The following is a 24,390-nucleotide window of genomic DNA, read 5'->3' on the forward strand; positions in this document are numbered from 1 at the left end:
AGCGACTCTCTGATGAGTGAGGATTGAATCATGGCTTACAGCGAAAAGGTCATCGACCACTACGAGAACCCGCGCAACGTCGGCAAGATGGACGCGGAAGACCCTGATGTCGGCACCGGCATGGTCGGCGCTCCGGCGTGCGGCGACGTCATGCGCCTGCAGATCAAGGTCAACGAAGCCGGCATCATCGAAGACGCCAAATTCAAGACCTACGGCTGCGGTTCGGCCATCGCCTCCAGCTCCCTGGCGACCGAGTGGATGAAAGGCAAGACTCTGGATGAAGCAGAGACCATCAAGAACACTCAACTGGCCGAAGAACTGGCTTTGCCGCCGGTGAAAATTCACTGCTCCGTACTCGCTGAAGACGCTATCAAAGCGGCCGTTCGCGACTACAAGCAGAAGAAAGGCTTGATCTGATTTTTGGCGACGAGTAAGGAGTCACCGATGGCTATCAGCATGACAGAAGCGGCTGCTCGACACGTGCGGCGCTCCCTCGACGGGCGCGGCAAAGGTGAAGGGATTCGTCTGGGTGTTCGCACCACAGGCTGTTCCGGCCTTGCCTACGTGCTGGAGTTTGTCGACGAGGTGGTTGCAGAGGATCAGGTGTTCGAGAGTCACGGCGAAAAAGTGATTATCGACCCCAAGAGCCTGTCCTACCTGGACGGCACCGAGCTCGATTTCGTCAAGGAAGGGTTGAACGAAGGCTTCAAGTTCAACAACCCCAACGTACGCGGTGAATGTGGCTGCGGCGAAAGCTTCAATATCTGAGGCTTCTTGTGGGTACTCCTTGTCATTTCGCTTTATTCGAGCTGCAACCGAGTTTCAATCTGGACCTCGAGCAGTTGGCAGCGCGCTATCGTGAGTTGGCGCGAGCCGTTCATCCCGATCGTTTTGCGGACGCTTCCGAGCGCGAGCAACGGCAGGCGCTGGAGCAATCCGCGAGCCTGAACGAGGCCTACCAGACGCTCAAAAGCCCACCCAAGCGCGCGCGATACCTGCTCGCCATGGGCGGTCGCGAGTTGCCGCTGGAGGTCACGGTGCATGATCCGGAGTTCCTCCTGCAGCAGATGGAGCTGCGTGAAGAGCTCGAAGACCTGCAAGACAGCGCCGATCTCGACGGTGTTGCGGTGTTCAAGCGTCGTTTGAAAACCGCTCAGGAAGTCTTGAACCAAAGCTTTGCAGCCTGTTGGGACGATGCAGCGCAACGTGAGCAGGCCGAGCGCCTGATGCGACGCATGCAGTTCCTCGACAAGCTGACCTACGAAGTGCGCCAGTTAGAAGAGCGCCTCGACGATTAACCCAGTGCCGCTCCGGTCGCACGCCTGATATACAGATAAGTCCTGATAACGATGGCCCTACTGCAGATCGCCGAACCCGGCCAAAGTCCTCAACCGCACCAGCGTCGTCTGGCTGTGGGGATCGACTTGGGCACTACCAATTCGCTGGTCGCTGCGTTGCGCAGTGGTCTTTCCGAGCCTTTGGCCGACGCTGAGGGGCAGGTCATCCTGCCATCGGCTGTGCGCTATCACGCCGATCGCGTTGAAGTCGGCGAGTCCGCCAAGCTGGCTGCCGCTGCCGATCCCTTGAACACTGTGCTGTCGGTCAAGCGCTTGATGGGTCGTGGTCTGTCCGACGTCAAGCAATTGGGCGAGCAACTGCCGTACCGCTTTGTCGGTGGCGAATCGCACATGCCGTTCATCGAAACGATTCAGGGCCCGAAAAGCCCGGTCGAAGTCTCCGCCGATATCCTCAAGGTGCTGCGTCAGCGCGCCGAAGCGGCATTGGGTGGTGAGCTGGTCGGTGCGGTGATTACCGTTCCGGCGTATTTCGATGACGCTCAGCGCCAAGCGACCAAGGACGCCGCCAAGCTGGCCGGTTTGAACGTATTGCGTCTGCTCAACGAGCCAACGGCTGCGGCGGTGGCTTATGGGCTGGATCAACACGCTGAAGGCCTCGTCGCGATTTATGACCTGGGCGGCGGCACCTTCGATATTTCGATCCTGCGCCTGACCGGCGGAGTTTTTGAGGTTCTGGCCACTGGCGGCGACAGTGCCCTGGGCGGCGATGATTTTGATCATGCGATCGCTGGCTGGATCATCACCAGCGCCGGTTTGTCGGCCGACCTCGACCCGGGCGCGCAACGTCATCTGCTGCAGACCGCGTGTGCGGCCAAAGAAGCGCTGACCGATGCCGACGCTGTTGAAGTCGTTTACGGCGACTGGAAAGCGCAGCTCACCCGCAAAGCCTTTGACGCGCTGATTGAGCCAATGGTCGCTCGCAGCCTGAAAGCCTGCCGCCGTGCGGTGCGTGATTCCGCTATCGAACTGGAAGAAGTGCACGCGGTGGTCATGGTGGGTGGTTCGACCCGCGTGCCGCGCGTTCGCGAAGCAGTGGCGGAAGCTTTCGGTCGCGAGCCGCTGACGGAAATCGACCCGGATCAAGTGGTGGCCATTGGTGCCGCGATTCAGGCCGATACGTTGGCAGGCAACAAGCGCGATGGCGGCGAATTGCTCCTGCTTGATGTGATTCCGTTGTCTCTGGGGCTGGAAACCATGGGTGGCTTGATGGAGAAGGTGATTCCACGCAACACCACCATCCCCGTCGCTCGTGCCCAGGACTTCACCACCTACAAAGACGGCCAGTCGGCCATGGCGATTCACGTGTTGCAGGGCGAGCGCGAGCTGATCAGCGACTGCCGCTCCCTGGCGCGTTTCGAATTGCGCGGCATCCCGGCGATGGTGGCGGGCGCGGCGAAGATTCGAGTGACCTTCCAGGTCGATGCGGATGGGCTGCTTAGCGTGGCGGCTCGGGAATTGGGTTCGGGCGTCGAAGCCAGCATTCAGGTCAAACCGTCCTACGGCCTGACCGACGGCGAAATCGCTAAGATGCTCAAGGATTCGTTCCAGCACGCCAATGACGACAAGGTCGCCCGTGTGTTGCGTGAGCAGCAGGTCGATGCCCAGCGTCTGGTCGAAGCCGTGCAGGCCGCACTGGATGTCGACGGCGAACGCCTGCTCGATGCCGAAGAGCGCATGGTCATCGAACTGCATATGCAGGAACTCACTGAACTGATGAAAGGCACCGATGGTTTCGCCATCGAGCAGCAGACCAAGCGTCTGTCGCAAGTCACTGATGCCTTTGCTGCCCGCCGTATGGATTTGACGGTGAAAGCCGCTCTGTCGGGGCGCAACCTGAATGAAATCGAGGATATTTGATGCCGCAGGTCATTTTTCTGCCCCACGAGAAGTTTTGCCCGGAAGGCATGGTGGTCGAGGCTGAGCCCGGTACTTCCATCCTGGATCTGGCGCACGAGCACCACATCGAGATGGAGAACGCTTGCGGCGGTGTATGCGCTTGCACCACTTGTCACTGCCTGATTCGCGAAGGGTTTGATTCGCTGGAAGAAGCGGACGAGCTGGAGGAAGATTTCCTTGATCGTGCCTGGGGTCTGGAAGCGCAGTCGCGCCTGGCCTGTCAGGCGATCGTCGGGACTGAAGACCTGACCGTGGAAATTCCGAAATACTCGCTCAACCATGCGGCCGAAGCGCCGCACTGATTCAAGGAAATGTCATGAGCCTGAAATGGGTTGATGTACAAGAGATCGCTATACAGCTTGCTGAGGCACACCCGGACATTAATCCTCTGACGGTGAACTTCGTTAAACTGCGTAATCTGGTCATGGCGCTGCCCGAGTTCGACGACGTGCCTGACCGGGGCGGGGAAAAGGTGCTCGAAGCGATTCAGACCTTGTGGATCGAAGAAGCAGACTGACCGCACCGCACGCCGTTAGGCAATACCCAAGAACCCGCGTATAATTCGCGGGTTTAATTTTTCACAAATTACCGTTTCTGGAGTTACACCATGGCTGTTCAACGTACTTTCTCCATCATCAAGCCTGACGCTGTTGCAAAAAACGTCATCGGCGAGATCACCACTCGTTTCGAAAAAGCTGGCCTGCGCGTTGTAGCTTCGAAACTCAAGCAACTGTCCAAAGCCGAAGCTGAAGGCTTCTACGCTGAGCACAGCGCTCGTGGTTTCTTCGGCGACCTGGTTGCTTTCATGATCTCCGGCCCTGTTGTCGTTCAGGTTCTGGAAGGCGAAAACGCAATCGCTCTGAACCGTGAACTGATGGGCGCTACCAACCCTAAAGAAGCTGCTGCCGGCACCATCCGTGCTGACTTCGCTGATTCCATCGACGCCAACGCTGTGCACGGTTCGGACTCCGAAGCCGCTGCTGCTCGCGAAATCTCGTACTTCTTCGCAGCTACTGAAGTAACCACTCGCTAAGCATTGGCTTAAGAGTGAAGGTGAATCCATGACTACATCGACTGTAAAAACCAACCTGCTGGGTCTGACTCAACAGGAAATGGAAAAATTCTTCGACTCGATCGGGGAGAAGCGTTTCCGTGCCGGTCAGGTAATGAAATGGATTCACCACCTTGGCGTCGATGATTTCGACGCCATGACGAACGTCAGCAAGGCCTTGCGCGACAAGCTCAAGGCGATTGCCGAAGTTCGCGGTCCTGAAGTCGTCAGCGAGGACATTTCCACCGACGGCACCCGTAAATGGGTGGTGCGCGTGGCGTCCGGCAGCTGCGTCGAGACCGTTTACATTCCCCAGGGCAAACGCGGCACCTTGTGCGTTTCGTCCCAGGCAGGCTGTGCCCTGGACTGCAGTTTCTGCTCCACCGGCAAGCAAGGATTCAACAGCAACCTCACCGCCGCCGAAGTCATCGGTCAGGTGTGGATTGCCAACAAGTCGTTCGGCAGCATCCCGGCGACCGCCGACCGTGCCATCACCAACGTGGTGATGATGGGCATGGGCGAGCCGCTGCTGAACTTCGACAACGTCGTTGCGGCCATGCACCTGATGATGGACGACCTCGGTTACGGCATTTCCAAGCGCCGCGTGACCCTGTCGACCTCCGGCGTGGTGCCGATGATCGATGAGCTGTCCAAGCACATCGACGTCTCCCTGGCGTTGTCCCTGCACGCACCGAACGACGCATTGCGTAACCAATTGGTGCCGATCAACAAGAAATATCCGCTTAAGATGCTGCTCGAGTCGTGTCAGCGCTACATGTCGTCCCTGGGCGAAAAACGCGTGCTGACCATTGAGTACACCTTGTTGAAAGATATCAACGACAAGGTCGAGCACGCGGTCGAGATGATCGAGTTGCTCAAGAACATCCCTTGCAAGATCAACCTGATTCCGTTCAACCCGTTCCCGCATTCCGGCTACGAGCGACCGAGCAACAACGCGATTCGTCGGTTCCAGGATCAGCTTCACCATGCCGGCTTCAATGTCACCGTGCGCACCACGCGCGGTGAAGACATCGACGCCGCGTGTGGGCAATTGGTAGGGCAGGTGCTGGATCGCACCCGCCGCAGCGAACGCTATATCGCCGTGCGCGAGTTGAGCGCCGAGAACGATCTGGCGCAGAACGCCGCAAACAACACTTAAGAGAGGATCTCTATGTCACTGCGCTTTGCGCTGCTTGTGCTGCTGGCCAGTCTTTGTACTGGCTGTGTCCTGTCGGGCGATTTCAACCCGATGAAGACCAGCAAGGGCCGCGACGAAGCGCGTGCTGCCTATGTGCAGCTTGGCCTGGGGTACTTGCAACAAGGCATGACCGAGCGCGCCAAGGTCCCGCTGAAGAAAGCGCTGGACCTGGACAGCTCCGACCCCGATGCCAACGCCGCGCTGGGGCTGGTGTTTCAAGCCGAGATGGAACCGGAACTGGCTGACGAGCATTTTCGCAAGGCGCTGTCCTCGCGCTCTGGCGATGCACGGATCCTGAACAACTACGGCAGTTTTCTTTTCGAGCAGAAGCGTTATAAAGAGGCATACGAGCGCTTCGAACAGGCTGCCGCCGATACCCTGTATCCTGAGCGCTCGCGAGTTTTCGAAAACCTCGGGATGACCGCCTCGAAGCTCGGTCAGCGTGATCTTGCCCAGCAGCAACTGGAAAAAGCCTTGCGTCTGAACCGGCAACAGCCGCGGGCATTGCTGGAAATGGCTGAGTTGTCTTACGAAGACAGGCATTATGTGCCGGCGCGTGACTATTACGACCGTTTTAGCCTGCTGACTGAACAAAATGCACGTAGTCTATTGCTCGGCGTTCGGCTGGCAAAAGTATTTGAAGATCGCGACAAGGCGGCCAGTTTTGGCCTGCAATTAAAACGACTCTATCCCGGTTCGCCGGAATATCAGCAATACCTGTCGGAGCAATGATGAAAGCGGCGCATCCCGAAGTTGTAGCAGCGAATCGCGTTAACCCCGGTGAGACACTGCGCCAGGCCCGCGAAAGCAATGGCTGGTCGCTGGCCGAAGTGGCCCTCAAGCTCAACCTCACCGTCAGTTCCTTGAGCAATCTGGAAGCCGGCGCTTTCGACAAGCTGCCGGGGCACACCTTCGCTCGCGGATACATTCGCGCGTACGCCAAATTGCTTGGCATGGACCAGACCGTTCTGGTTCAGCAATTCGATCAATCCACCGGCACCGATTCTCAGGGCAGCAGCGTTCACAGCCTGGGCCGCATCGAAGAGCCGGTTCGGGTGTCCCACACCATTCTGCGGATTGTCAGCCTGCTGTTGCTGCTCGCGGTGATCGGTGGTGGTTTCTTCTGGTGGCAGGATCAAACCTCCCAGCGCACCAAGGAAGTCACCAGCCTGAGCCCGGAGCACGTTGAAGTCGAAGGGGCTGACGGCACGACCCAGATCCATCCGCTGGACGAGCCGGAAGACCAGGCCGTCGTGGAAGGTCAGGCTGAAGCTTCCAGCGAATTGGCGTTGCCGCAAGCCGAAACGTCTGCTGAAACGCCAGCGGCTGCTGAAGCGGCCGTGCCTGTTGCGCCGGCACCGGCACCAGGCACCGCGCCGGTTGTTGCAGCACCGGTCACGCCAGCCGTGACTTCACCGACTGCCCCGGTCGTGCCTAACCCGCCAGCGAGCGCCTCGGTGACTCCGACCATTCCCGCCCAGGCAGGGACGGCGCCGGTTGCCGGTCAGGGTCAGGTGCAACTGCAATTCACCGCCGATTGCTGGACGCAGGTCACCGATGGCACCGGCAAGGTGTTGTTGAGCGGCCTCAAGCGTAAAGGCGAAAACGTTTCTGTCAGCGGCAAGCCACCTTTTGCCGTGCGCCTGGGCTTTGCCCGCGGCGCGCAGGTCAGCTACAACGGGCAAGTGGTTGATGTCGCTCCGTTCACCAGTGGCGAGACTGCTCGCCTGAAGTTGGGTCAATAAGTCATGCACGGCGAATCTCCAATCAAACGTCGCGAATCCCGCAAGATCTGGGTCGGTAACGTACCCGTCGGTGGCGATGCACCTATTGCTGTGCAAAGCATGACCAACAGCGATACCAACGATGTCGCCGCCACCGTCGCGCAGATCAACCGTCTGGAAGCCGCCGGCGTCGATATCGTGCGGGTTTCGGTGCCGGACATGGACGCCGCCGAAGCGTTCGGCAAGATCAAGCAGTTGGTAAAGGTGCCCTTGGTCGCCGACATCCACTTCGACTACAAGATCGCCTTGCGCGTAGCCGAACTGGGCGTTGACTGCCTGCGCATCAATCCCGGCAACATCGGTCGCGAAGACCGCGTGCGGGCCGTGGTCGATGCCGCCCGTGATCGCGGGATCCCGATCCGCATCGGCGTCAACGCCGGTTCGCTGGAAAAAGACCTGCAAAAGAAATATGGCGAGCCGACCCCGGCCGCGCTGGTTGAATCCGCGCTGCGCCACGTCGAGCACCTCGAGCGCCTGAACTTCCAGGATTTCAAGGTCAGCGTGAAAGCCTCCGACGTGTTCATGGCCGTCGCCGCCTACCGCTTGCTGGCCAAGGAAATCGTCCAGCCGCTGCATCTGGGTATCACCGAAGCCGGCGGTTTGCGTTCAGGTACGGTGAAATCCGCCGTAGGCCTCGGTATGCTGCTCGCCGAAGGAATTGGCGATACTATCCGCATTTCGCTGGCGGCCGACCCGGTCGAGGAAGTGAAGGTCGGCTACGACATTCTCAAATCCCTGCACCTGCGTTCCCGTGGCATCAACTTCATCGCCTGCCCGAGCTGCTCGCGGCAGAACTTCGATGTGGTCAAGACCATGAACGAACTGGAAGGGCGCCTCGAAGACCTGCTGGTGCCGCTGGACGTCGCGGTCATCGGATGCGTGGTCAACGGGCCGGGTGAAGCCAAGGAAGCGCATATCGGCTTGACTGGCGGCACGCCAAACCTGATTTACATCGACGGCAAGCCGTCGCAGAAGCTGACGAATGACAATCTGGTGGATGAGCTTGAACGCTTGATCCGTCAGAAAGCGGCCGAGAAGGTCGAAGCCGATGCAGCGGTTATCGCGCGCGGCTGATCAAACGAATTTAAGGATTTTTTGTGAGCAAGTCTCTGCAAGCCATTCGTGGCATGAACGACATCCTGCCCGAACAGACTCCGCTGTGGCGTCACTTCGAAGGCACCGTATCGCGTTTGCTGGATAACTACGGTTACAAGCAGATCCGCATGCCGATCGTTGAATTCACCGAGCTGTTCAAGCGCTCCATCGGTGAAGTGACCGACATCGTCGAAAAAGAGATGTATACCTTCGAGGACCGCAACGGCGATTCGTTGACCCTGCGTCCCGAAGGCACTGCCGCGTGCGTGCGTGCCGTACTAGAGCACGGCATCACCGGCGGTGGCCAGGTGCAGAAACTGTGGTACATCGGCCCGATGTTCCGCCACGAACGCCCGCAGAAAGGCCGTTATCGCCAGTTTCACCAGATCGGTGTCGAAGTGTTCAACCTCGACGGTCCGGACATCGACGCCGAGCTGATCGTGCTGACCTGGCGCCTCTGGGGCGAGCTAGGGATCCGCGATGCGGTCAAGCTCGAGCTCAACAGCCTTGGCACCAGCGAATCCCGTGGTCGCTATCGCGAGGCGCTGGTCGAGTTCCTGTCCGCTCACCTGGACAAACTGGACGAAGACAGCCAGCGCCGCCTGAAGACCAACCCGCTGCGGGTTCTGGATACCAAGAACGCCGACACCCAAGCGATCCTGGTCGACGCGCCGAAAATGGCCGATTACCTCGATGACGAATCCCGCGTGCACTTCGAGGGCCTCAAGGCGCGCCTCGATGCTGCCGGCATTCCTTATGTGATCAACCCGAAGCTGGTACGCGGGCTGGATTACTACAGCAAGACCGTTTTCGAATGGGTCACCGACAAGTTGGGCGCCCAGGGCACCGTGTGTGCCGGTGGTCGTTACGACGGCCTGGTGGAACAGATGGGCGGCAAGCCGACCGCTGGCGTGGGTTTCGCCATGGGGATCGAGCGCCTGGTGTTGATGTTGGAAACCCTGGAAAAGATCCCGCAAGAGATCTCCCGCCAGGTCGACGTCTACCTCTGCGCGTTCGGCGAGGCAGCCGAGCTGGCCGCCCTGACCTTGAGCGAAAAGGTGCGTGATCAATTGCCCAACCTGCGCCTGCAGATCAATGCCGGCGCCGGAAGCTTCAAAAGCCAGTTCAAGAAAGCCGACAAGAGCGGCGCGCTGTATGCGCTGATCCTTGGTGACGACGAAATGGCCCAGCAAGTGGTAGGTTTCAAACCCCTGCGTGGCCAGGGCGAACAACAAAGCATTGCCTGGGATGCGCTTGCTGCACACCTGGCCACCTGCGTCGTGCAGGGTTGAAGCTGTCAAACAGCCGATTTAGCGATTAAGGAGTATTGGGGTGTCGAGTACCGAAGACGAACAGCTGGCGGATTTGAAGGACTGGTGGACACGCAACGGCAAGCCCCTGGTTACTGGCGGCCTGTTGGCGCTGGTCATCGTGTTCGGTTGGCAAGCCTGGCAGAAATATCAGAGCAATCAGTCGCAAGGCGCCTCGATTCTCTATCAGCAACTGCTCGAAACCACGCTGACGCCGGACGGCAAGCCTGACGCCGCCCGTGTTTCGGACCTGGCCGGCAAGCTCAACAACGAATTCGGCGGCACCGCGTATGCACAGTACGGCAGCCTGTTCGTGGCGAAAGTCGCGGTCGACAGCGGCAAACTGGACGACGCCGCCACCGAGCTCAAAGCCATTATCGCCAAACCGGCCAAACCAGCGCTGGGCGAAATTGCCCGTCAACGTCTGGCCCAGGTTCTGGCGGCGCAAAGCAAGGCCGATGAAGCTCTGAAGCTGCTGGAAGGCGATGCCGACACAGCGTTCCTGGCCACTCGCGAAGAACTCAAGGGCGACCTGCTGGTGCAGTTGGGTCGTACCGACGAAGCAAACACGGCGTATCAAAAAGCCAAGGCGGCACTGTCGGATGAAGCGGCGGTCGGCGGCTTACAAATCAAGCTGGACGATCTGGCCAAAGGGGATGCGTGACGTGATTCGTTGGAAACATGCAGCATTGCTGGCTCTGGCCATTTTGGCCGCGGGTTGCAGCAGCAACAGCAAAAAAGAACTGCCACCGGCCGAGCTGACTGACTTCACTGAAGAAGTGGTTCTGCAAAAGCAGTGGAGTCGTTCGATCGGTGACGGTCAGGGCAAAACCTACAACATGCTGGTTCCGGCGATCGAGGGCGATACCATTTATGCCGCGGACGTCACCGGTGTGGTGATGGCGATGGATCGCAGCAATGGCGACGTCAAGTGGGAGAAGGATCTCGAACTGCCTGTCTCCGGCGCTGTTGGCGTGGGTTACGGTCTGGTCACTTTCGGTACCATCAAAGGCGAGATCGTTGCGCTGGATTCCAGCAGCGGTGAAGAGAAATGGCGCACGCGTGTGTCCAGCGAAGTACTCGCGCCGCCAGCCAACAACGGTGACGTTGTCGTGGTGCAGACTCAGGATGATCGTCTGATCGGCCTGGACGCTGCCACCGGCGACCAGCGCTGGTTGTACGACAGCACGCCAGCCGTCCTGACCCTGCGTGGCACCAGTGCACCGATCGTGACCAACCGCCTTGCGGTGGCTGGCCTGTCGACCGGTAAAGTGGTTGCGCTCGATATCTCCAACGGCGTGCCGGTGTGGGAACAGCGGGTTGCGATTCCTCAGGGGCGTTCGGAACTGGAGCGTGTAGTCGATATCGACGGTGGCTTGCTGCTGTCCGGCGGTACGCTGTATGTCGCCAGTTATCAGGGTCGCGTTGCGGCACTGGACCTGGAAAGCGGTCGTCAGCTGTGGCAGCGTGATGCTTCCAGCTATGCCGGTGTTGCTCAGGGTTTCGGTAGCGTTTACGTGAGCCTGTCGTCGGGCACCGTTGAAGGTGTCGACGAGCGTTCTACCTCTGCATTGTGGAGCAATGATTCGCTGGCTCGCCGTCAGCTCTCGGCGCCGGAAGTGTATTCCAGCTACGTAGCCGTCGGTGACATGGAAGGCTATCTTCACCTGCTGAGCCAGGTGGACGGTCGCTTCGTCGGCCGCGAACGCATCGACAGCGATGGCCTGCGCGCCCGTCCGCTGGTGGTGGGTGACACGATTTATGTGTATGGCAACAGTGGCAAACTGGAAGCCCTGACCATCAAGTAAAGATTTGACTATGCTTGGGTCAAACCCCAAGCGGCTTCATCTGTGGTGATCAATGTGGGAGCAGCCGGTCGACGCTCGACTGCTCGCGATGGACGTCAACGATAACGTTGGCATCCTGAATAAACGCGGTGCCTTTGCGCTTAGTCGCTGGCAGGCCAGCTCCCACAATGAAACCTACGGTGTTGCCCCGAGCACCAGCCGCTGCCTCGCAGCGGCTTTTGTATTTTCTGAAATAACGAAGTGGAGAGCCGCATGGTTCCCGTAATCGCCCTGGTGGGCCGACCAAACGTCGGCAAGTCCACCTTGTTCAACCGCCTGACCAGGACGCGTGACGCCATCGTTGGCGACTTGTCCGGTCTGACCCGTGATCGCCAATACGGTGAGGCCAAGTGGCAAGGGCGTTCCTACATTCTGGTCGACACCGGTGGTATCTCCGGTGACGAGCACGGTATGGACGAAAAAATGGCCGAGCAGTCGCTGCTGGCCATTGAAGAAGCCGATGTGGTTTTGTTTCTGGTAGATGCCAAGGCCGGTTTTACCGCCGCCGACCAGATGATCGCCGAGCATTTGCGCAAACGTAACAAGCGTTCCTACGTGGTGGCCAACAAGGTCGACAACATCGACCCTGAAATGGCGCGCGCCGAGTTCGCCCCTTTGGGCATGGGCCACGCGATCCCGATCGCCGGTGCCCACGGTCGCGGCATCACGCAGATGCTCGAAATCGCCCTGAGCACCTTCCCGAAAGACGAAGAAGAGCCAGAAGAGGGCGATGAAGAGATCGTTGCTGAAGGCGAGGAAGCCAAGCGCATTCCTGGCCCGAGCGAAAAAGACGGGATCAAGATCGCTATCATCGGCCGCCCGAACGTCGGCAAGTCGACCCTGGTCAACCGTATGCTCGGTGAAGACCGGGTAATCGTTTATGACGAGCCTGGCACCACCCGCGACAGTATCTACATCCCGTTCGAGCGTAACGAAGAGAAGTACACGCTGATCGACACTGCCGGTGTGCGCAAGCGCGGCAAGATCCACGAAGAAGTTGAAAAATTCTCCGTAGTCAAAACCCTGCAGGCCATCAAGGACGCCAACGTGGTGATCTTCGTGATGGACGCCCGCGAAGGCGTTGTGGATCACGACCTCAACCTGCTGGGCTTTGCCATTGAAGCGGGTCGTGCGCTGGTGATCGCGATCAACAAGTGGGACGGCATGACGCCCGGCGAGCGCGACTTCGTCAAGGTCGAGCTTCAACGTCGACTGTTCTTTGTCGATTACGCTGACATCCACTTCATTTCGGCCCTGCACGGCACGGGCGTGGGCAACCTCTACGCGTCCGTACAGAACTCGTTCAAGTCTGCGGTCACCCGCTGGCCAACCAACCGTCTGACCACGATTCTGGAAGATGCGGTTGGCGAACACGCGCCACCGATGGTAAACAACCGCCGGATCAAGCTGCGTTATGCCCACTTGGGTGGCGCGAACCCGCCAATCATCGTGATTCACGGTAACCAGATCGAGAAGGTGCCGAAGTCTTACGTGCGTTATCTGGAAAACACTTACCGTCGTGTCTTGAAGCTGGTCGGTACGCCGATCCGCATCGAGTTCAAAGGCGGCGAGAACCCGTACGAAGGCAACAAGAACTCGCTCACCGACCGACAGGTCAACAAGAAGCGTCGCATGATGTCGCACCACAAAAAGGCCGACAAAAAACGCCGCGATAAGAAATAGAAGCAGCTTTAAGCCTCAAGCTGCAAGCTTCAAGCTAAAGCGGATCTGCTTGTAGCTTGCAGCTTGCAGCTTGCAGCTTGCAGCTTGTAGCTCAAACCGCCAAACATACGGGTCCTGACAGGGCCCGTTTTATTGTGCGGCGGTTTGCCGCTTGACCGCTTGCAGCTTGTCGCTTGAAACTTGCAGCTCACCTGCAAGGGGCTACCGATGATCACCAGTAAGCTGCCGAATGTCGGCATCACCATCTTCACGCAGATGTCTCAGCTCGCGGCGCAAACCGGCGCGATCAACCTGTCTCAGGGTTTCCCCGATTTCGATGCTCCGCAGGCTCTGTGCGAGGCGGTCGGTCGGCACATCGCCAGTGGCCACAACCAGTATTCACCGATGACCGGCCTGCCAGCGCTGCGCCAGCAGGTGTCGGCGAAGATCGCTCGCAGCTACGGCGTCAATGTCGACCCCGACAACGAAGTGACCATCACACCCGGCGCGACCCAGGCGATTTTCTGCGCGATCCAGGCGGTTATCCACAGCGGCGACGAAGTGATCGTGTTCGATCCTTGCTACGACAGTTATGCACCGGCCACGGAGCTGGCTGGCGGTCGTTGTGTGCACGTGCAACTCGGACTGGAAGACTTTTCCATTGACTTCCAGAAGCTTGCTGACGCGATTACCCCGCGCACGAAAATGATCGTCCTCAACAGCCCGCACAACCCGAGCGGTGCCCTGATCAATCGTGGCGAGCTGGACCGGTTGGCGGCGTTGATTCGTGACCGCGACATCTATCTGATCAGCGATGAGGTCTACGAACACCTGGTGTTTGACGGTGTGCCCCACGTCAGCGTGCTGAATCACGAAGAGCTGTATCAGCGTGCCTTCGTGGTCAGCTCGTTCGGCAAGACGTACCACGTCACCGGCTGGAAAACCGGCTACGTGGTCGCGCCGCCGGCGCTCACGGCCGAACTGCGCAAGGTGCACCAGTACGTCAGCTTCTGCGGGGTAACGCCGCTGCAATATGCCTTGGCCGACTTCATGGCCGAGCACCCGCAGCACGTCGAAGAACTGCCGGCGTTCTACCAAACCAAGCGGGATCTGTTCTGCGACCTGCTGACACCGTCGCGGTTTAGCTTCAACCGCGTGGCCGGCACGTATTTTCAGTTGGTCGACTACTCGCAGATTCGCCCCGACCTCAACGACGTCGACATGGCGCTGTGGATGACCCGCGAGCATGGCGTGGCAAGCATTCCGATTTCAGTGTTTTATCAATCGCCGCCGGAAGGCCAGCGCCTGGTACGGCTGTGCTTCGCCAAGCGCGAAGAAACCTTGCGTGAAGCGGCGGAGAAACTATGCGTGATCTGAGTGCATTGCCCAATCTGAAACTTGCGCTGGTTCAGACCACGCTGACATGGCATGACCGGCAGGCCAACCTCGAGCATTTCGAAATACTCCTGGAACAGGCGCGTGGTGCCGATCTGATCATTTTGCCGGAGATGTTCACCACCGGCTTCTCCATGGAATCGCAAACCCTCGCTGAAGCCGAGAATGGCCCGACCAGCAAATGGCTGCGGCTTCAGGCGGCCAGGCTCAACGCGGTGATCACCGGCAGCGTGATCATTCAGGCCGCCGATGGCAGTCATCGCAACCGCCTGCTGTGGGCGCGGCCGGACGGCGAAGTGTTGCATTACGACAAACGCCATCTGTTTCGTATGGCCGGCGAGCACAACCACTACACGCCCGGCGAGCGCCAGGTGCAGTTCGAGCTCAAGGGCTGGCGGATTCGACCGCTGATTTGCTATGACCTGCGCTTCCCGGTGTGGAGTCGCGACGCCCAGGACACCGACCTGTTGCTGTACACCGCAAACTGGCCCGGCGCACGCCGGCAACACTGGAACCGCCTGCTGCCGGCGCGGGCCATCGAAAATCTGTGCTACGTGGCGGCGGTTAATCGCATTGGCACGGACGGCAAGGGTTTCGCTTATACCGGCGACAGTCAGGTGCTGGACTTCCAGGGTGAGACATTGCTCAGTGCAGGGGAGGCGGACGGCGTGTTCGAGGTGGTTCTGGATGCGGCTGAACTGGCGGCGTATCGCACGCGGTTTCCGGCGAATCTGGATGCGGATACCTTCGAATTCACCTAACACATTCGCTGTTTGACCCGGCCCTTTCGCGAGCAGGCTCGCTCCCACATTTGATCATTGTGAGTATGGATTTTGTGTACCAATGCTCCACTGTGGGAGCAAGCAGGTTCGCTTCCAAATTTGATCATTGTGAACACAAATTTTTGTACACCAATGCCCCACTGTGGGAGCGAGCCTGCTCGCTTTCACATTTGATCATTGTGAACACAGATTTTTGTACACCAATGCTCCACTGTGGGAGCGAGCCTGCTCGCGAAGAGGCACTGGCAGACAATACAGAACAAGCAGACAAAAAAAGGCCCCGAGGTTCACACCCCGGGGCCTTTGCATTGCAGCGATGACTTACGCCGCTTTCGCTTCCGGCTGACTCAGCGAGCGGTTCAGCGCGCTGAACAGCGCCTTGAAGCTCGCCGTGGTGATGTTTTCATCGATGCCTACACCGTGGACCGCGCGCTGACCGTCCACCCGCAGTTCGATGTACGCCGCCGCTTTCGCATTGGTGCCTGCGCCAATCGCGTGTTCGTTGTAGTCCATGATTTCCACCGGAATTGGCAGGCCGGCCACCAGCGCTTCGAGTGCGCCGTTGCCCTTGCCCCGCCAGTGCAGGTTGGTTTCGCCCTGGCCTTTGCCGGACACTTCCACTTCTACGGCGCTGTGACCGTTTTCTTCCTGCAGACGATGGCTGACCAGCGCGTACGGGGTGTTTGCCTGCAAGTATTCGCTGATCAACAGCGAGTGGATCTGCTTGGCGGTCATTTCCAGGCCAAGGCGATCGGTTTCCCGCTGCACCACCTGGCTGAATTCGATCTGCATGCGACGCGGCAGGCTGATGCCATATTCCTGTTCCAGGAGGTAAGCGATACCGCCCTTGCCCGACTGGCTGTTGACGCGAATCACCGCTTCGTAGCTGCGGCCGATGTCCGCCGGGTCGATCGGCAAGTACGGCACTTCCCACAGTGCATCCGGTTTCTGCTGGGCGAAGCCCTTGCGGATCGCGTCCTGGTGCGAGCCGGAGAACGCGGTGTGGACCAGATCGCCGACGTAGGGGTGACGCGGGTGCACTTGAATCTGGTTGCACTCTTCGACGACTTTGCGCACGCCGTCGATGTCGGAAAAATCCAGCTCAGGGTGGATGCCCTGGGTATAGAGGTTCAACGCCACGGTAACCAGATCGACGTTGCCGGTACGTTCACCGTTACCGAACAGGCAACCTTCGACACGGTCGGCACCGGCCATCAGACCCAGCTCGGTGGCGGCGACGCCGGTGCCACGGTCGTTGTGCGTGTGCAGGCTGATGATCACGCTGTCACGACGGTTGATGTGACGGCCGAACCATTCGATCTGGTCGGCATAGATGTTCGGGGTGGCGCATTCGACGGTGGCCGGCAAGTTGAGGATCATCTTGTGTTCAGGCGTCGGGTTCCAGACTTCGATCACCGCGTCGCAAACTTCCTTAGCGAACTCGAGCTCGGTCGCGCTGAAGGTTTCCGGCGAGTATTCGAACGTCCATTGGGTGTCCGGCTGTTGCGCGGCGTACTTGACGAACAGTTTGGCGGCGTCGACTGCGATGGCCTTGATGCCTTCCTTGTCCTGATTGAACACAATCCGGCGGAAGGACGGGGAGGTCGCGTTGTACAGGTGAACGATGGCTTTCTTCGCCCCGCGCAGAGATTCGAAGGTGCGCTCGATCAAGTCTTCACGGCCTTGGGTCAGCACCTGGATGGTGGTGTCGTCCGGGATGTGGTTGCCTTCAATGAGCGTGCGCACGAAGTCGAAATCGGTTTGCGACGCGGCCGGGAACGAGGCTTCGATTTCTTTCACGCCGACCTGCACCAGGGTTTTCCAGAAGCGCAGCTTCTTGACCGCGTCCATTGGCTCGATCAGCGACTGGTTGCCATCGCGAAGGTCGGAGCTGCACCAGATCGGCGCCGCGGTGATGGTCTTCGACGGCCAGGTACGGTCTGGAATATCAATGGTCGGGAACGCGCGGTACTTCGAAGACGGGTCTTTGAGCATGCTCATCGGGAAATCCTTATTGTGTGGCCGAAAAAAGGCGGCCTGCCGGTGGATCAAATGTTCTTGGGGAAAAGCTCAGGGCGAGGTACCGCGATTCAGCCCGGCAGTCGTGCACTGACAAGGCACAGACTGCGATGCTGGCGAAGCTGGATGAGGGTGTGAGAGGTTTTCATGCCCTCAACCCTAACCGCGAGGCTGAAGGTTGGCAAGCAGTCGAAAAAAATTGAGAGAATTTCTGCTTTGATTGAGTTTAGTGAGATTTAATCGCGCCAAATTGCTCGTTATGCATTATTGATTGCGGCGATAGTTGAACGTCGGCAATTGTGGAAGGGTGGTGATACGGCTTCCGCTATCGTCGGAATGCCGCCCAGAGCAGGCTTGCTCCCACAGTGGTTCTGCGGCGTGTCACAAATCCCCTGTGAGAGCGGGCTTGCTCTGGGCGGCATTCCGACGAAGGGGGCCATCAGCTCCTCCCACTCTCTAAGGCTGAAAAGCCCCAATAAAAATCGCCGGATCCACCCGCGCATCATTCAGGCTGACATTCCAGTGCATGTGCGGCCCGGTCGCCCGGCCCGTGGCGCCGACTTTGCCGACCACACCGCCCCGGGCCATCTGCTGTCCAACCTTCACGTCGATCTTCGACATGTGACAAAACATGCTGATGAAGCCCTGACCGTGATCGACAAATACCGTGTTGCCGTTGAAGAAATAGTTGCCGATCAGGATCACCCTGCCCGCCGCCGGCGTCTTGATCGGCGTGCCGGCGGGTACGGCGAAGTCCAGCCCGGAGTGGGGATTGCGCTCTTCACCGTTGAAGAAGCGGCGCACGCCGAATTTGCTCGACAATGGACCTTTGACCGGCTTGTCCAGCAACAGATTGCTTGGGGTGTTCGGGCTGAAAGTGCGGTAAGCAGCGATCTGCACCGCCAGTTCCCGCTCGATGCGCTTGAGGTTGTCCGGATCGGGGTTGACCTGCTGGGTGTTTTTCAAGGTGATGCGTTGTTCCGGGTATTTCTTGGTCCCTACGGTGAAATTCAGCAGGCGACCACCGCTACTGATCTGCTGAGCGCCGGGTTTGACCGTTAGCGGTACGCCGACGATCGCCAGCCAGTTGTTCTGTTCCTTGACCACCAGCACCGGTTTGCCTTGATAGCTGGCTTTCGGCGGCTGAGCGGCGGCGCCGAGATCGACCACGGCCACACCGCCCGGCACCGGTTTGTTCAGCAGGCGGGTGATGTAGCTGTCAGCGTGGGCATTGAACGTCAGGCACAGCAACAACAACGGAGCAAGAAAACGCGGCATTGATCAATCCAGTAGAGAGAGGGTGACGGGCGTCAGGTGATTGTCTTCGACCCTGACGTGCAATTCGCCTTCGCCAAGGCGCGCTTTCAAGCGCTGGCCGTTGCGGGTTTGCGCAGCGCTGCGGATCGCATGGCCGCGCTCGTCGAGCAAAATGCTGTAACCGCGCGCCAGGGTCGCCAGCGGGCTGACCACTTGCAGTGTCTGCACCTGACTCTGCAGCTCCAGGCGCCGCGATTTGAGCCCTTCGCGCATGGCGCGAGGCAACCGCTCGGCGAGGCTGTCGAGGCGTTGACGGAGCATCGCCAGTTGCCGTCCCGGATGTTGCCCGGCGAGGCGGGTTTCCAGACGGATCAGGCGTTCGCGGCGAGTATTGAGGCTGCGCTCGAAGGCGCGACGCATGCGCATGTCCAGGTCATCCAGACGTTGCGCTTGCTGGCGCAGACGTTCACCGGGGTGGCGCAAACGACGGGCCATGCCTTCCAGGCGCAAGCGATCACGCATCAGGCGGTCGCGGATGCGCATGACCAAGCGGCGATGCAGGCTTTCGACTCGGCGCACCAGATCGCTGGAATCCGGCGCGAGCAGTTCGGCGGCGGCGGATGGCGTCGGCGCGCGAACGTCGGCGACAAAATCGCTGATCGATACATCGGTTTCATGCCCGACGGCGCTGACAATCGGCGTCACGCAGGCATCCACCGCGCGGGCTACGGCTTCTTCGTTGAAGCACCAGAGGTCTTCCAGCGAGCCGCCGCCACGGGCCAGGATCAGCGCATCGAAGCCACGGGCATCCGCCAGTTTCAGCGCGCGGACAATCTGCGCGGTGGCTTCGCGGCCTTGTACGGCGGTCGGGATCAGCGTCAGTTGCACCTGTGGCGCCCGACGTCGGAATACGCTGATGATGTCGCGAATCACCGCACCGGTAGGCGAACTGATGATGCCGATGCGCTGCGGATGAGCCGGCAGCGGCACTTTGCGTTCGGCACTGAACAGGCCCTCGGCACTGAGTTTTTCTTTGAGCGCATCAAAGGCCAGACGCAGGGCGCCATCGCCGGCCGGTTCCACGGTGTCGAGGATCAGTTGATAGTCACCGCGCCCTTCGAACAGCGAAACCTTGCCGCGAACCTTCACCGCCAGACCGTCCTTCAGTGCCTGCCGCACCCGCGCAGCGTTCTGCCGAAACAACGCGCAACGCACTTGGGCGCCGCTGTCCTTGAGGGTGAAATACACATGGCCGGATGCCGGGCGGGCGAGGTTGGAGATTTCGCCTTCGACCCAGATATTGCTGAACACGTCTTCCAGCAACACCCGCGCGCGGCCGTTGAGCTGGCTGACAGTGAGCACTTCACGGTCCAGGCCGAGTCTTGCAAAAGGATCTTTAATCATGGGACGCAGTTTAAAGGCAATCTCCTGTGCAATGCACGATCACCTGCAGTGGCTGCCGCAGGATGCGAGCTTTAAATCATGTTTGGCGCTGATCAGTGGCAGGCCCATGATGCGTCTGAGCCTGTTTGCTGATACGGATGTGTCGGCCAAGCTAACCTTATGGCTGTTGGCGGCGTATTTGTTGCCGGCGGTGATCTGATCGTGTGGAATTTGAGTACTTGACCTCAGAGTGCCAGCCTTTAAGCTGCCCGGCGCCAAACCTTGTGGGAGCGAGCCTGCTCGCGAATGGGGTGCTTGTGTCGACATCACTGTCAGAAGACGGAATGCATTCGCGAGCAGGCTCGCCCCACAAAGGTGTTCACTCAGTATTTGCAGGCCTTCACCATGAATTCGCAAAGCATTATCGTCCCGAAAATCTCCGAGTTACCCGTGCACGAACCTCGGGCGCGGGCGATCGTGCGTTGGCTGGCACGCAAGAACATCATCAAGGAAGAACTGAGCACCTGCGGCCGGACCGGCAATCGCATGGGCCACGCCATTGCTGACGGTGCCCGCGCGGTAGTGTTGCATCCGCAGGCGCTGCCGTTTGGCGAGCCGATCAATGGCCTGGAAATCATCACCAAACGTTGCATCTACACGCCGGCCAAGGGATTTCTGGGCGAGGCGGGCTGCGCAGAGTGTCGCAAGGAAGTCGGCGAAGCGTTGTTCGAAAGCCTGGAAGAGTGGATGCCCGGGCGCACCGACAATTTCACCTGTCCTGAATGCGGTCATGAAGATGACATCAACGGATTTCTGTTCCTGCAAGAGTGCGGGTTTTCCAACCTGGGGTTTATTTTCAACAACTGGGCGGAGGCGGGGTTCAAGCAGAGTTTTATCGACGAGTTTGCCGACTGGCTGGATCAGCCGGTGAGTTGGGTCAAGGTCGAACTCTAAACGCCGCATCCCCCACGTAGGAGCTGCCGAAGGCTGCGATCTTTTGATCTTGTTTTCAGAACCTTCAACGTCAAAAGATCGCAGCCTTCGGCGGCTCCTACACAGCATTCAATCCCCGTATATCAATACTGGCAATAATAGCCGGAGTTTTACATTGAACCCGAGGGGGTGTCTGACTATAATGGCGCGCTTCCATTTTCCCGCTCGGGAGCCCCCGCGATGCTGCGTATCAGCCAAGAAGCTCTGACATTCGACGACATTCTCCTAGTGCCCGGTTATTCCGAGGTGCTTCCTAACGAAGTCAGTCTCAAGACCCGCCTAACCCGTGGCATCGAGCTGAATATTCCTCTGGTTTCTGCCGCCATGGACACCGTCACTGAAGCCCGTCTGGCAATCGCCATGGCTCAGGAAGGTGGCATCGGTATCATCCACAAGAACATGACCATCGAGCAGCAAGCTGCCGAAGTGCGCAAGGTCAAGCGTTACGAAGCCGGCGTGGTCAAGGACCCGATCACCATCGAGGCCGATGCCACGGTGCGTGAACTGTTCGAACTGACTCGCCAGCACAACATCTCCGGCGTTCCGGTGCTGCACGATGGCGACCTGGTCGGCATCGTCACGTCTCGCGACGTACGTTTCGAAAACCGTCTGGAAGCCACTGTCCGTGAAGTGATGACGCCTAAAGAGCGTCTGGTCACGGTCAAGGAAGGCGCCGACAAGAACGACGTGCGCGAGCTGTTGCACAAGAACCGCATCGAACGCGTGCTGATCGTCGACGACAAATTTGCCCTCAAAGGCATGATGACCGTCAACGACATCGAAAAAGCCAAGGCCTACCCGCTGGCCAGCAAGGACGATCAAGGTCGTCTGCGCGTCGGCGCTGCAGTCGGTACCGGTAAAGACACCGGCGACCGCGTTGCGGCATTGGTCAATGCCGGTGTTGACGTGGTGGTGGTCGACACCGCGCACGGTCACTCCAAAGGCGTGATCGACCGCGTTCGCTGGGTCAAACAGAACTTCCCTGACGTACAAGTCATCGGCGGCAACATCGCCACCGGCGCTGCGGCCAAGGCCCTGGCCGAAGCCGGCGCTGATGCGGTCAAGGTCGGTATCGGCCCGGGCTCGATCTGCACCACCCGTATCGTGGCCGGTGTCGGCGTGCCGCAAATCAGTGCCATCGCCAACGTTGCCGCCGCCCTTGAAGGCACGGGCGTGCCGTTGATCGCCGACGGCGGTATCCGCTTCTCCGGTGACCTGTCCAAGGCCATCGTCGCCGGTGCTTCCTGCGTCATGATGGGCTCGATGTTCGCCGGTACTGAAGAAGCGCCGGGCGAGATCGAACTGTTCCAGGGTCGTTCGTACAAGGCTTACCGCGGCATGGGTTCGCTGGGCGCCATGTCCCAGGCTCAAGGCTCCTCCGACCGTTACTTCCAGGACTCCTCGGCCGGTGCCGAGAAACTCGTCCCGGAAGGCATCGAAGGGCGTGTTCCTTACAAGGGCACCCTGAGCGCCATCATCCATCAGCTGATGGGCGGCCTGCGGTCCTCGATGGGCTACACCGGCAGCGCCGACATCGAAGAAATGCGCACCAAGCCTGAGTTCGTGCGGATCACCGGCGCCGGCATGGCCGAGTCCCACGTTCACGACGTGCAGATCACCAAAGAAGCGCCAAACTATCGGGTCGGCTGACGCCGACAGCTATAAGCCACAAGCTAAGAGCTGCAAGCGGTACTGTGTTTACGCAGCTACCGCGCAGCTTCCGACTACTTGCAGCTTGCAGCTTGAAGCTTGCAACTGCTTTTTGAGTTCTTTCCCATGTCCCTCGACATTCACGCCCACCGCATCCTGATCCTCGATTTCGGTTCCCAGTACACTCAGCTGATCGCCCGCCGCGTGCGTGAAATCGGCGTGTACTGCGAACTGCATCCGTTCGACATGGACGACGAAGCGATTCGCGAATTCGCACCGAAAGGCGTCATCCTCGCCGGCGGTCCCGAGTCCGTGCACGAAGCCGACAGCCCTCGCTGCCCGCAAGCCGTGTTTGACCTGGGCGTACCGGTTTTCGGTATCTGCTACGGCATGCAGACCATGGCTGAACAGCTGGGTGGCAAGGTTGAAGGTTCCGAGTTGCGTGAGTTTGGTTACGCCCGCGTCGACGTGGTCGGCAAGAGCCGCCTGCTCGATGGCATCGAAGACCACATCGACGCGGACGGCCTGTTCGGCCTCGACGTGTGGATGAGCCACGGCGACAAAGTCACCCGCATGCCGCAAGACTTCCACATCCTCGCCAGCACCCCGAGCTGCCCGATCGCCGGCATGTTCAGCGATGAGCGCCGCTACTACGGCGTGCAGTTCCACCCGGAAGTGACCCACACCAAACAGGGCGGTCGCATCCTGTCGCGCTTCATCCTCGACATCTGCGAGTGCGAAGCGCTGTGGACGCCTTCGAAAATCGCTGAAGACGCCATCGCTCAAGTGCGCGCTCAAGTCGGCACCGATAATGTGTTGCTCGGCCTGTCCGGCGGTGTTGACTCCTCGGTAGTGGCGGCCCTGCTGCACAAAGCCATCGGCGACCAACTGACCTGCGTGTTCGTCGACAACGGTCTGTTGCGTCTGCACGAAGGCGAGCAAGTGATGGCCATGTTCGCCGAGAACATGGGTGTCAAAGTCATCCGCGCCAACGCTGAAGATCAGTTTCTGAACAACCTGGCCGGCGAGTCCGACCCGGAGAAGAAGCGCAAGATCATCGGCCGTACCTTCATCGACGTATTCGATGCCCAGTCGAACAAGCTGGACAACATCAAATACCTCGCCCAGGGCACCATCTACCCGGACGTGATCGAGTCGGCTGGCGCCAAAAGCGGCAAGGCCCACGTGATCAAGTCACACCACAACGTCGGTGGCCTGCCGGAAGAGATGAACCTGAAACTGGTCGAGCCATTGCGCGAACTGTTCAAGGACGAAGTCCGTCGTCTGGGCCTGGAACTCGGCCTGCCTTACGACATGGTCTACCGCCACCCATTCCCGGGCCCGGGCCTGGGCGTGCGGATTCTCGGCGAAGTGAAGAAGGAATACGCCGACCTGCTGCGTCGCGCCGACCACATCTTCATCGAAGAACTGCGCAAAGCCGACTGGTACCACAAGGTCAGCCAGGCGTTCGTGGTGTTCCAGCCGGTGAAATCGGTTGGCGTCGTCGGCGATGGCCGTCGTTACGCCTGGGTCGTCGCCCTGCGTGCCGTGGAAACCATCGACTTCATGACCGCGCGTTGGGCACACCTGCCTTACGAACTGCTGGAAACCGTCAGCGGCCGCATCATCAATGAAATCGAAGGTATCTCGCGCGTTACTTATGACGTGTCGAGCAAGCCGCCGGCGACCATTGAGTGGGAATGATCGACT

The 24,390-nt window shown here is 59.5% G+C and carries 24 protein-coding genes; 21 read left to right on the plus strand and 3 right to left on the minus strand.

Translation table 11 applies throughout. The features are described from left to right. The first annotated feature begins 30 nt into the window (after positions 1–30). The 17 genes from iscU (at position 31) to F8N12_RS09435 (ending at position 15,357) form a co-directional block, all read left to right on the plus strand. Entirely contained in the window at positions 31–417 is a 387-nt protein-coding gene (gene iscU, locus F8N12_RS09355; RefSeq protein ID WP_028620148.1) for a Fe-S cluster assembly scaffold IscU, read from the plus strand. A gap of 27 nt (positions 418–444) precedes the next feature. Beyond that, complete coding sequence (iscA, locus tag F8N12_RS09360) at positions 445–768, plus strand: iron-sulfur cluster assembly protein IscA (protein ID WP_028620147.1); 324 nt, start codon at positions 445–447, stop codon at positions 766–768. An 8-nt stretch (positions 769–776) separates the two neighbouring features. Further along, positions 777–1,298: a co-chaperone HscB gene (gene hscB / locus F8N12_RS09365; protein WP_150580206.1), complete on the plus strand. Its 522-nt coding sequence runs from the start codon at positions 777–779 to the stop codon at positions 1,296–1,298. A 51-nt stretch (positions 1,299–1,349) separates the two neighbouring features. Beyond that, positions 1,350–3,215: a Fe-S protein assembly chaperone HscA gene (gene hscA / locus F8N12_RS09370; RefSeq protein WP_150580207.1), complete on the plus strand. Its 1,866-nt coding sequence runs from the start codon at positions 1,350–1,352 to the stop codon at positions 3,213–3,215. After that, positions 3,215–3,556 (plus strand): ISC system 2Fe-2S type ferredoxin, encoded by a 342-nt coding sequence (gene fdx / locus F8N12_RS09375; protein ID WP_028620144.1) that lies wholly within the window; start codon positions 3,215–3,217, stop codon positions 3,554–3,556. The genes hscA and fdx overlap by 1 nt, the downstream gene beginning before the upstream one ends. A 14-nt stretch (positions 3,557–3,570) precedes the next feature. Beyond that, positions 3,571–3,771: a Fe-S cluster assembly protein IscX gene (gene iscX / locus F8N12_RS09380; protein WP_150580208.1), complete on the plus strand. Its 201-nt coding sequence runs from the start codon at positions 3,571–3,573 to the stop codon at positions 3,769–3,771. A 90-nt stretch (positions 3,772–3,861) separates the two neighbouring features. Then, entirely contained in the window at positions 3,862–4,287 is a 426-nt protein-coding gene (gene ndk / locus F8N12_RS09385) for a nucleoside-diphosphate kinase (protein WP_007916882.1), read from the plus strand. 28 nt (positions 4,288–4,315) lie between these two features. After that, positions 4,316–5,464, plus strand: a complete 1,149-nt coding sequence (rlmN, locus tag F8N12_RS09390) for a 23S rRNA (adenine(2503)-C(2))-methyltransferase RlmN (RefSeq protein ID WP_028620142.1) — start codon at positions 4,316–4,318, stop codon at positions 5,462–5,464. Between the two features lie 12 nt (positions 5,465–5,476). Continuing rightward, on the plus strand, positions 5,477–6,235 hold the full coding sequence (gene pilW / locus F8N12_RS09395) for a type IV pilus biogenesis/stability protein PilW (protein WP_150580209.1): 759 nt from the start codon (positions 5,477–5,479) through the stop codon (positions 6,233–6,235). Then, positions 6,235–7,248 (plus strand): helix-turn-helix domain-containing protein, encoded by a 1,014-nt coding sequence (locus F8N12_RS09400; protein WP_150580210.1) that lies wholly within the window; start codon positions 6,235–6,237, stop codon positions 7,246–7,248. The genes pilW and F8N12_RS09400 overlap by 1 nt, the downstream gene beginning before the upstream one ends. Positions 7,249–7,251: 3 nt before the next feature. Beyond that, on the plus strand, positions 7,252–8,361 hold the full coding sequence (gene ispG, locus F8N12_RS09405) for a flavodoxin-dependent (E)-4-hydroxy-3-methylbut-2-enyl-diphosphate synthase (RefSeq protein ID WP_007903603.1): 1,110 nt from the start codon (positions 7,252–7,254) through the stop codon (positions 8,359–8,361). Positions 8,362–8,384: 23 nt separating this feature from the next. After that, complete coding sequence (gene hisS, locus F8N12_RS09410) at positions 8,385–9,674, plus strand: histidine--tRNA ligase (RefSeq protein ID WP_150580211.1); 1,290 nt, start codon at positions 8,385–8,387, stop codon at positions 9,672–9,674. A 40-nt stretch (positions 9,675–9,714) separates the two neighbouring features. Next, positions 9,715–10,356 (plus strand): tetratricopeptide repeat protein, encoded by a 642-nt coding sequence (locus tag F8N12_RS09415; RefSeq protein ID WP_150580212.1) that lies wholly within the window; start codon positions 9,715–9,717, stop codon positions 10,354–10,356. Next, a complete protein-coding gene (bamB, locus tag F8N12_RS09420) occupies positions 10,349–11,500 on the plus strand; it encodes an outer membrane protein assembly factor BamB (RefSeq protein WP_150580213.1) in 1,152 nt (383 codons plus the stop codon). Before F8N12_RS09415 ends, bamB begins: the two co-directional genes overlap by 8 nt. 252 nt (positions 11,501–11,752) lie before the next feature. Continuing rightward, on the plus strand, positions 11,753–13,222 hold the full coding sequence (gene der / locus F8N12_RS09425; protein WP_150580214.1) for a ribosome biogenesis GTPase Der: 1,470 nt from the start codon (positions 11,753–11,755) through the stop codon (positions 13,220–13,222). A gap of 207 nt (positions 13,223–13,429) precedes the next feature. Beyond that, on the plus strand, positions 13,430–14,578 hold the full coding sequence (locus F8N12_RS09430) for a pyridoxal phosphate-dependent aminotransferase (RefSeq protein ID WP_150580215.1): 1,149 nt from the start codon (positions 13,430–13,432) through the stop codon (positions 14,576–14,578). Further along, positions 14,566–15,357, plus strand: coding sequence for an amidohydrolase (locus F8N12_RS09435; protein ID WP_150580216.1), 792 nt, complete (start codon positions 14,566–14,568; stop codon positions 15,355–15,357). The genes F8N12_RS09430 and F8N12_RS09435 overlap by 13 nt, the downstream gene beginning before the upstream one ends. A gap of 342 nt (positions 15,358–15,699) precedes the next feature. Here F8N12_RS09435 and leuA read toward each other — a convergent pair whose 3' ends face one another. The 3 genes from leuA to xseA form a co-directional block, all read right to left on the minus strand. Continuing rightward, positions 15,700–17,379, minus strand: a complete 1,680-nt coding sequence (gene leuA, locus F8N12_RS09440; protein WP_150580217.1) for a 2-isopropylmalate synthase — start codon at positions 17,377–17,379, stop codon at positions 15,700–15,702. Between the two features lie 474 nt (positions 17,380–17,853). Continuing rightward, positions 17,854–18,675: a M23 family metallopeptidase gene (locus tag F8N12_RS09450; RefSeq protein WP_150580218.1), complete on the minus strand. Its 822-nt coding sequence runs from the start codon at positions 18,673–18,675 to the stop codon at positions 17,854–17,856. Positions 18,676–18,678: 3 nt separating this feature from the next. Continuing rightward, entirely contained in the window at positions 18,679–20,058 is a 1,380-nt protein-coding gene (gene xseA, locus F8N12_RS09455) for an exodeoxyribonuclease VII large subunit (protein WP_150580219.1), read from the minus strand. A gap of 31 nt (positions 20,059–20,089) precedes the next feature. Here xseA and F8N12_RS27590 point away from each other — a divergent pair, with 31 nt between their 5' ends. The 4 genes from F8N12_RS27590 to guaA all read left to right on the plus strand — a co-directional run bounded on the left by F8N12_RS27590 (position 20,090) and on the right by guaA (position 24,384). After that, positions 20,090–20,257, plus strand: a complete 168-nt coding sequence (locus tag F8N12_RS27590) for a hypothetical protein (RefSeq protein ID WP_191623139.1) — start codon at positions 20,090–20,092, stop codon at positions 20,255–20,257. 185 nt (positions 20,258–20,442) lie between these two features. Beyond that, positions 20,443–20,991, plus strand: a complete 549-nt coding sequence (locus F8N12_RS09460) for a sugar ABC transporter ATPase (protein WP_150580220.1) — start codon at positions 20,443–20,445, stop codon at positions 20,989–20,991. A gap of 219 nt (positions 20,992–21,210) precedes the next feature. After that, the gene (gene guaB / locus F8N12_RS09465) at positions 21,211–22,680 is read left to right on the plus strand and encodes an IMP dehydrogenase (protein WP_028624385.1); all 1,470 of its coding nucleotides are present in this window, start codon (positions 21,211–21,213) and stop codon (positions 22,678–22,680) included. 126 nt (positions 22,681–22,806) lie between these two features. After that, the gene (guaA, locus tag F8N12_RS09470) at positions 22,807–24,384 is read left to right on the plus strand and encodes a glutamine-hydrolyzing GMP synthase (protein WP_150580221.1); all 1,578 of its coding nucleotides are present in this window, start codon (positions 22,807–22,809) and stop codon (positions 24,382–24,384) included. The last annotated feature ends 6 nt before the right edge of the window (positions 24,385–24,390 follow it).

This window comes from Pseudomonas fluorescens (assembly GCF_902497625.1).
Taxonomy (GTDB): domain Bacteria; phylum Pseudomonadota; class Gammaproteobacteria; order Pseudomonadales; family Pseudomonadaceae; genus Aquipseudomonas; species Aquipseudomonas fluorescens_BQ.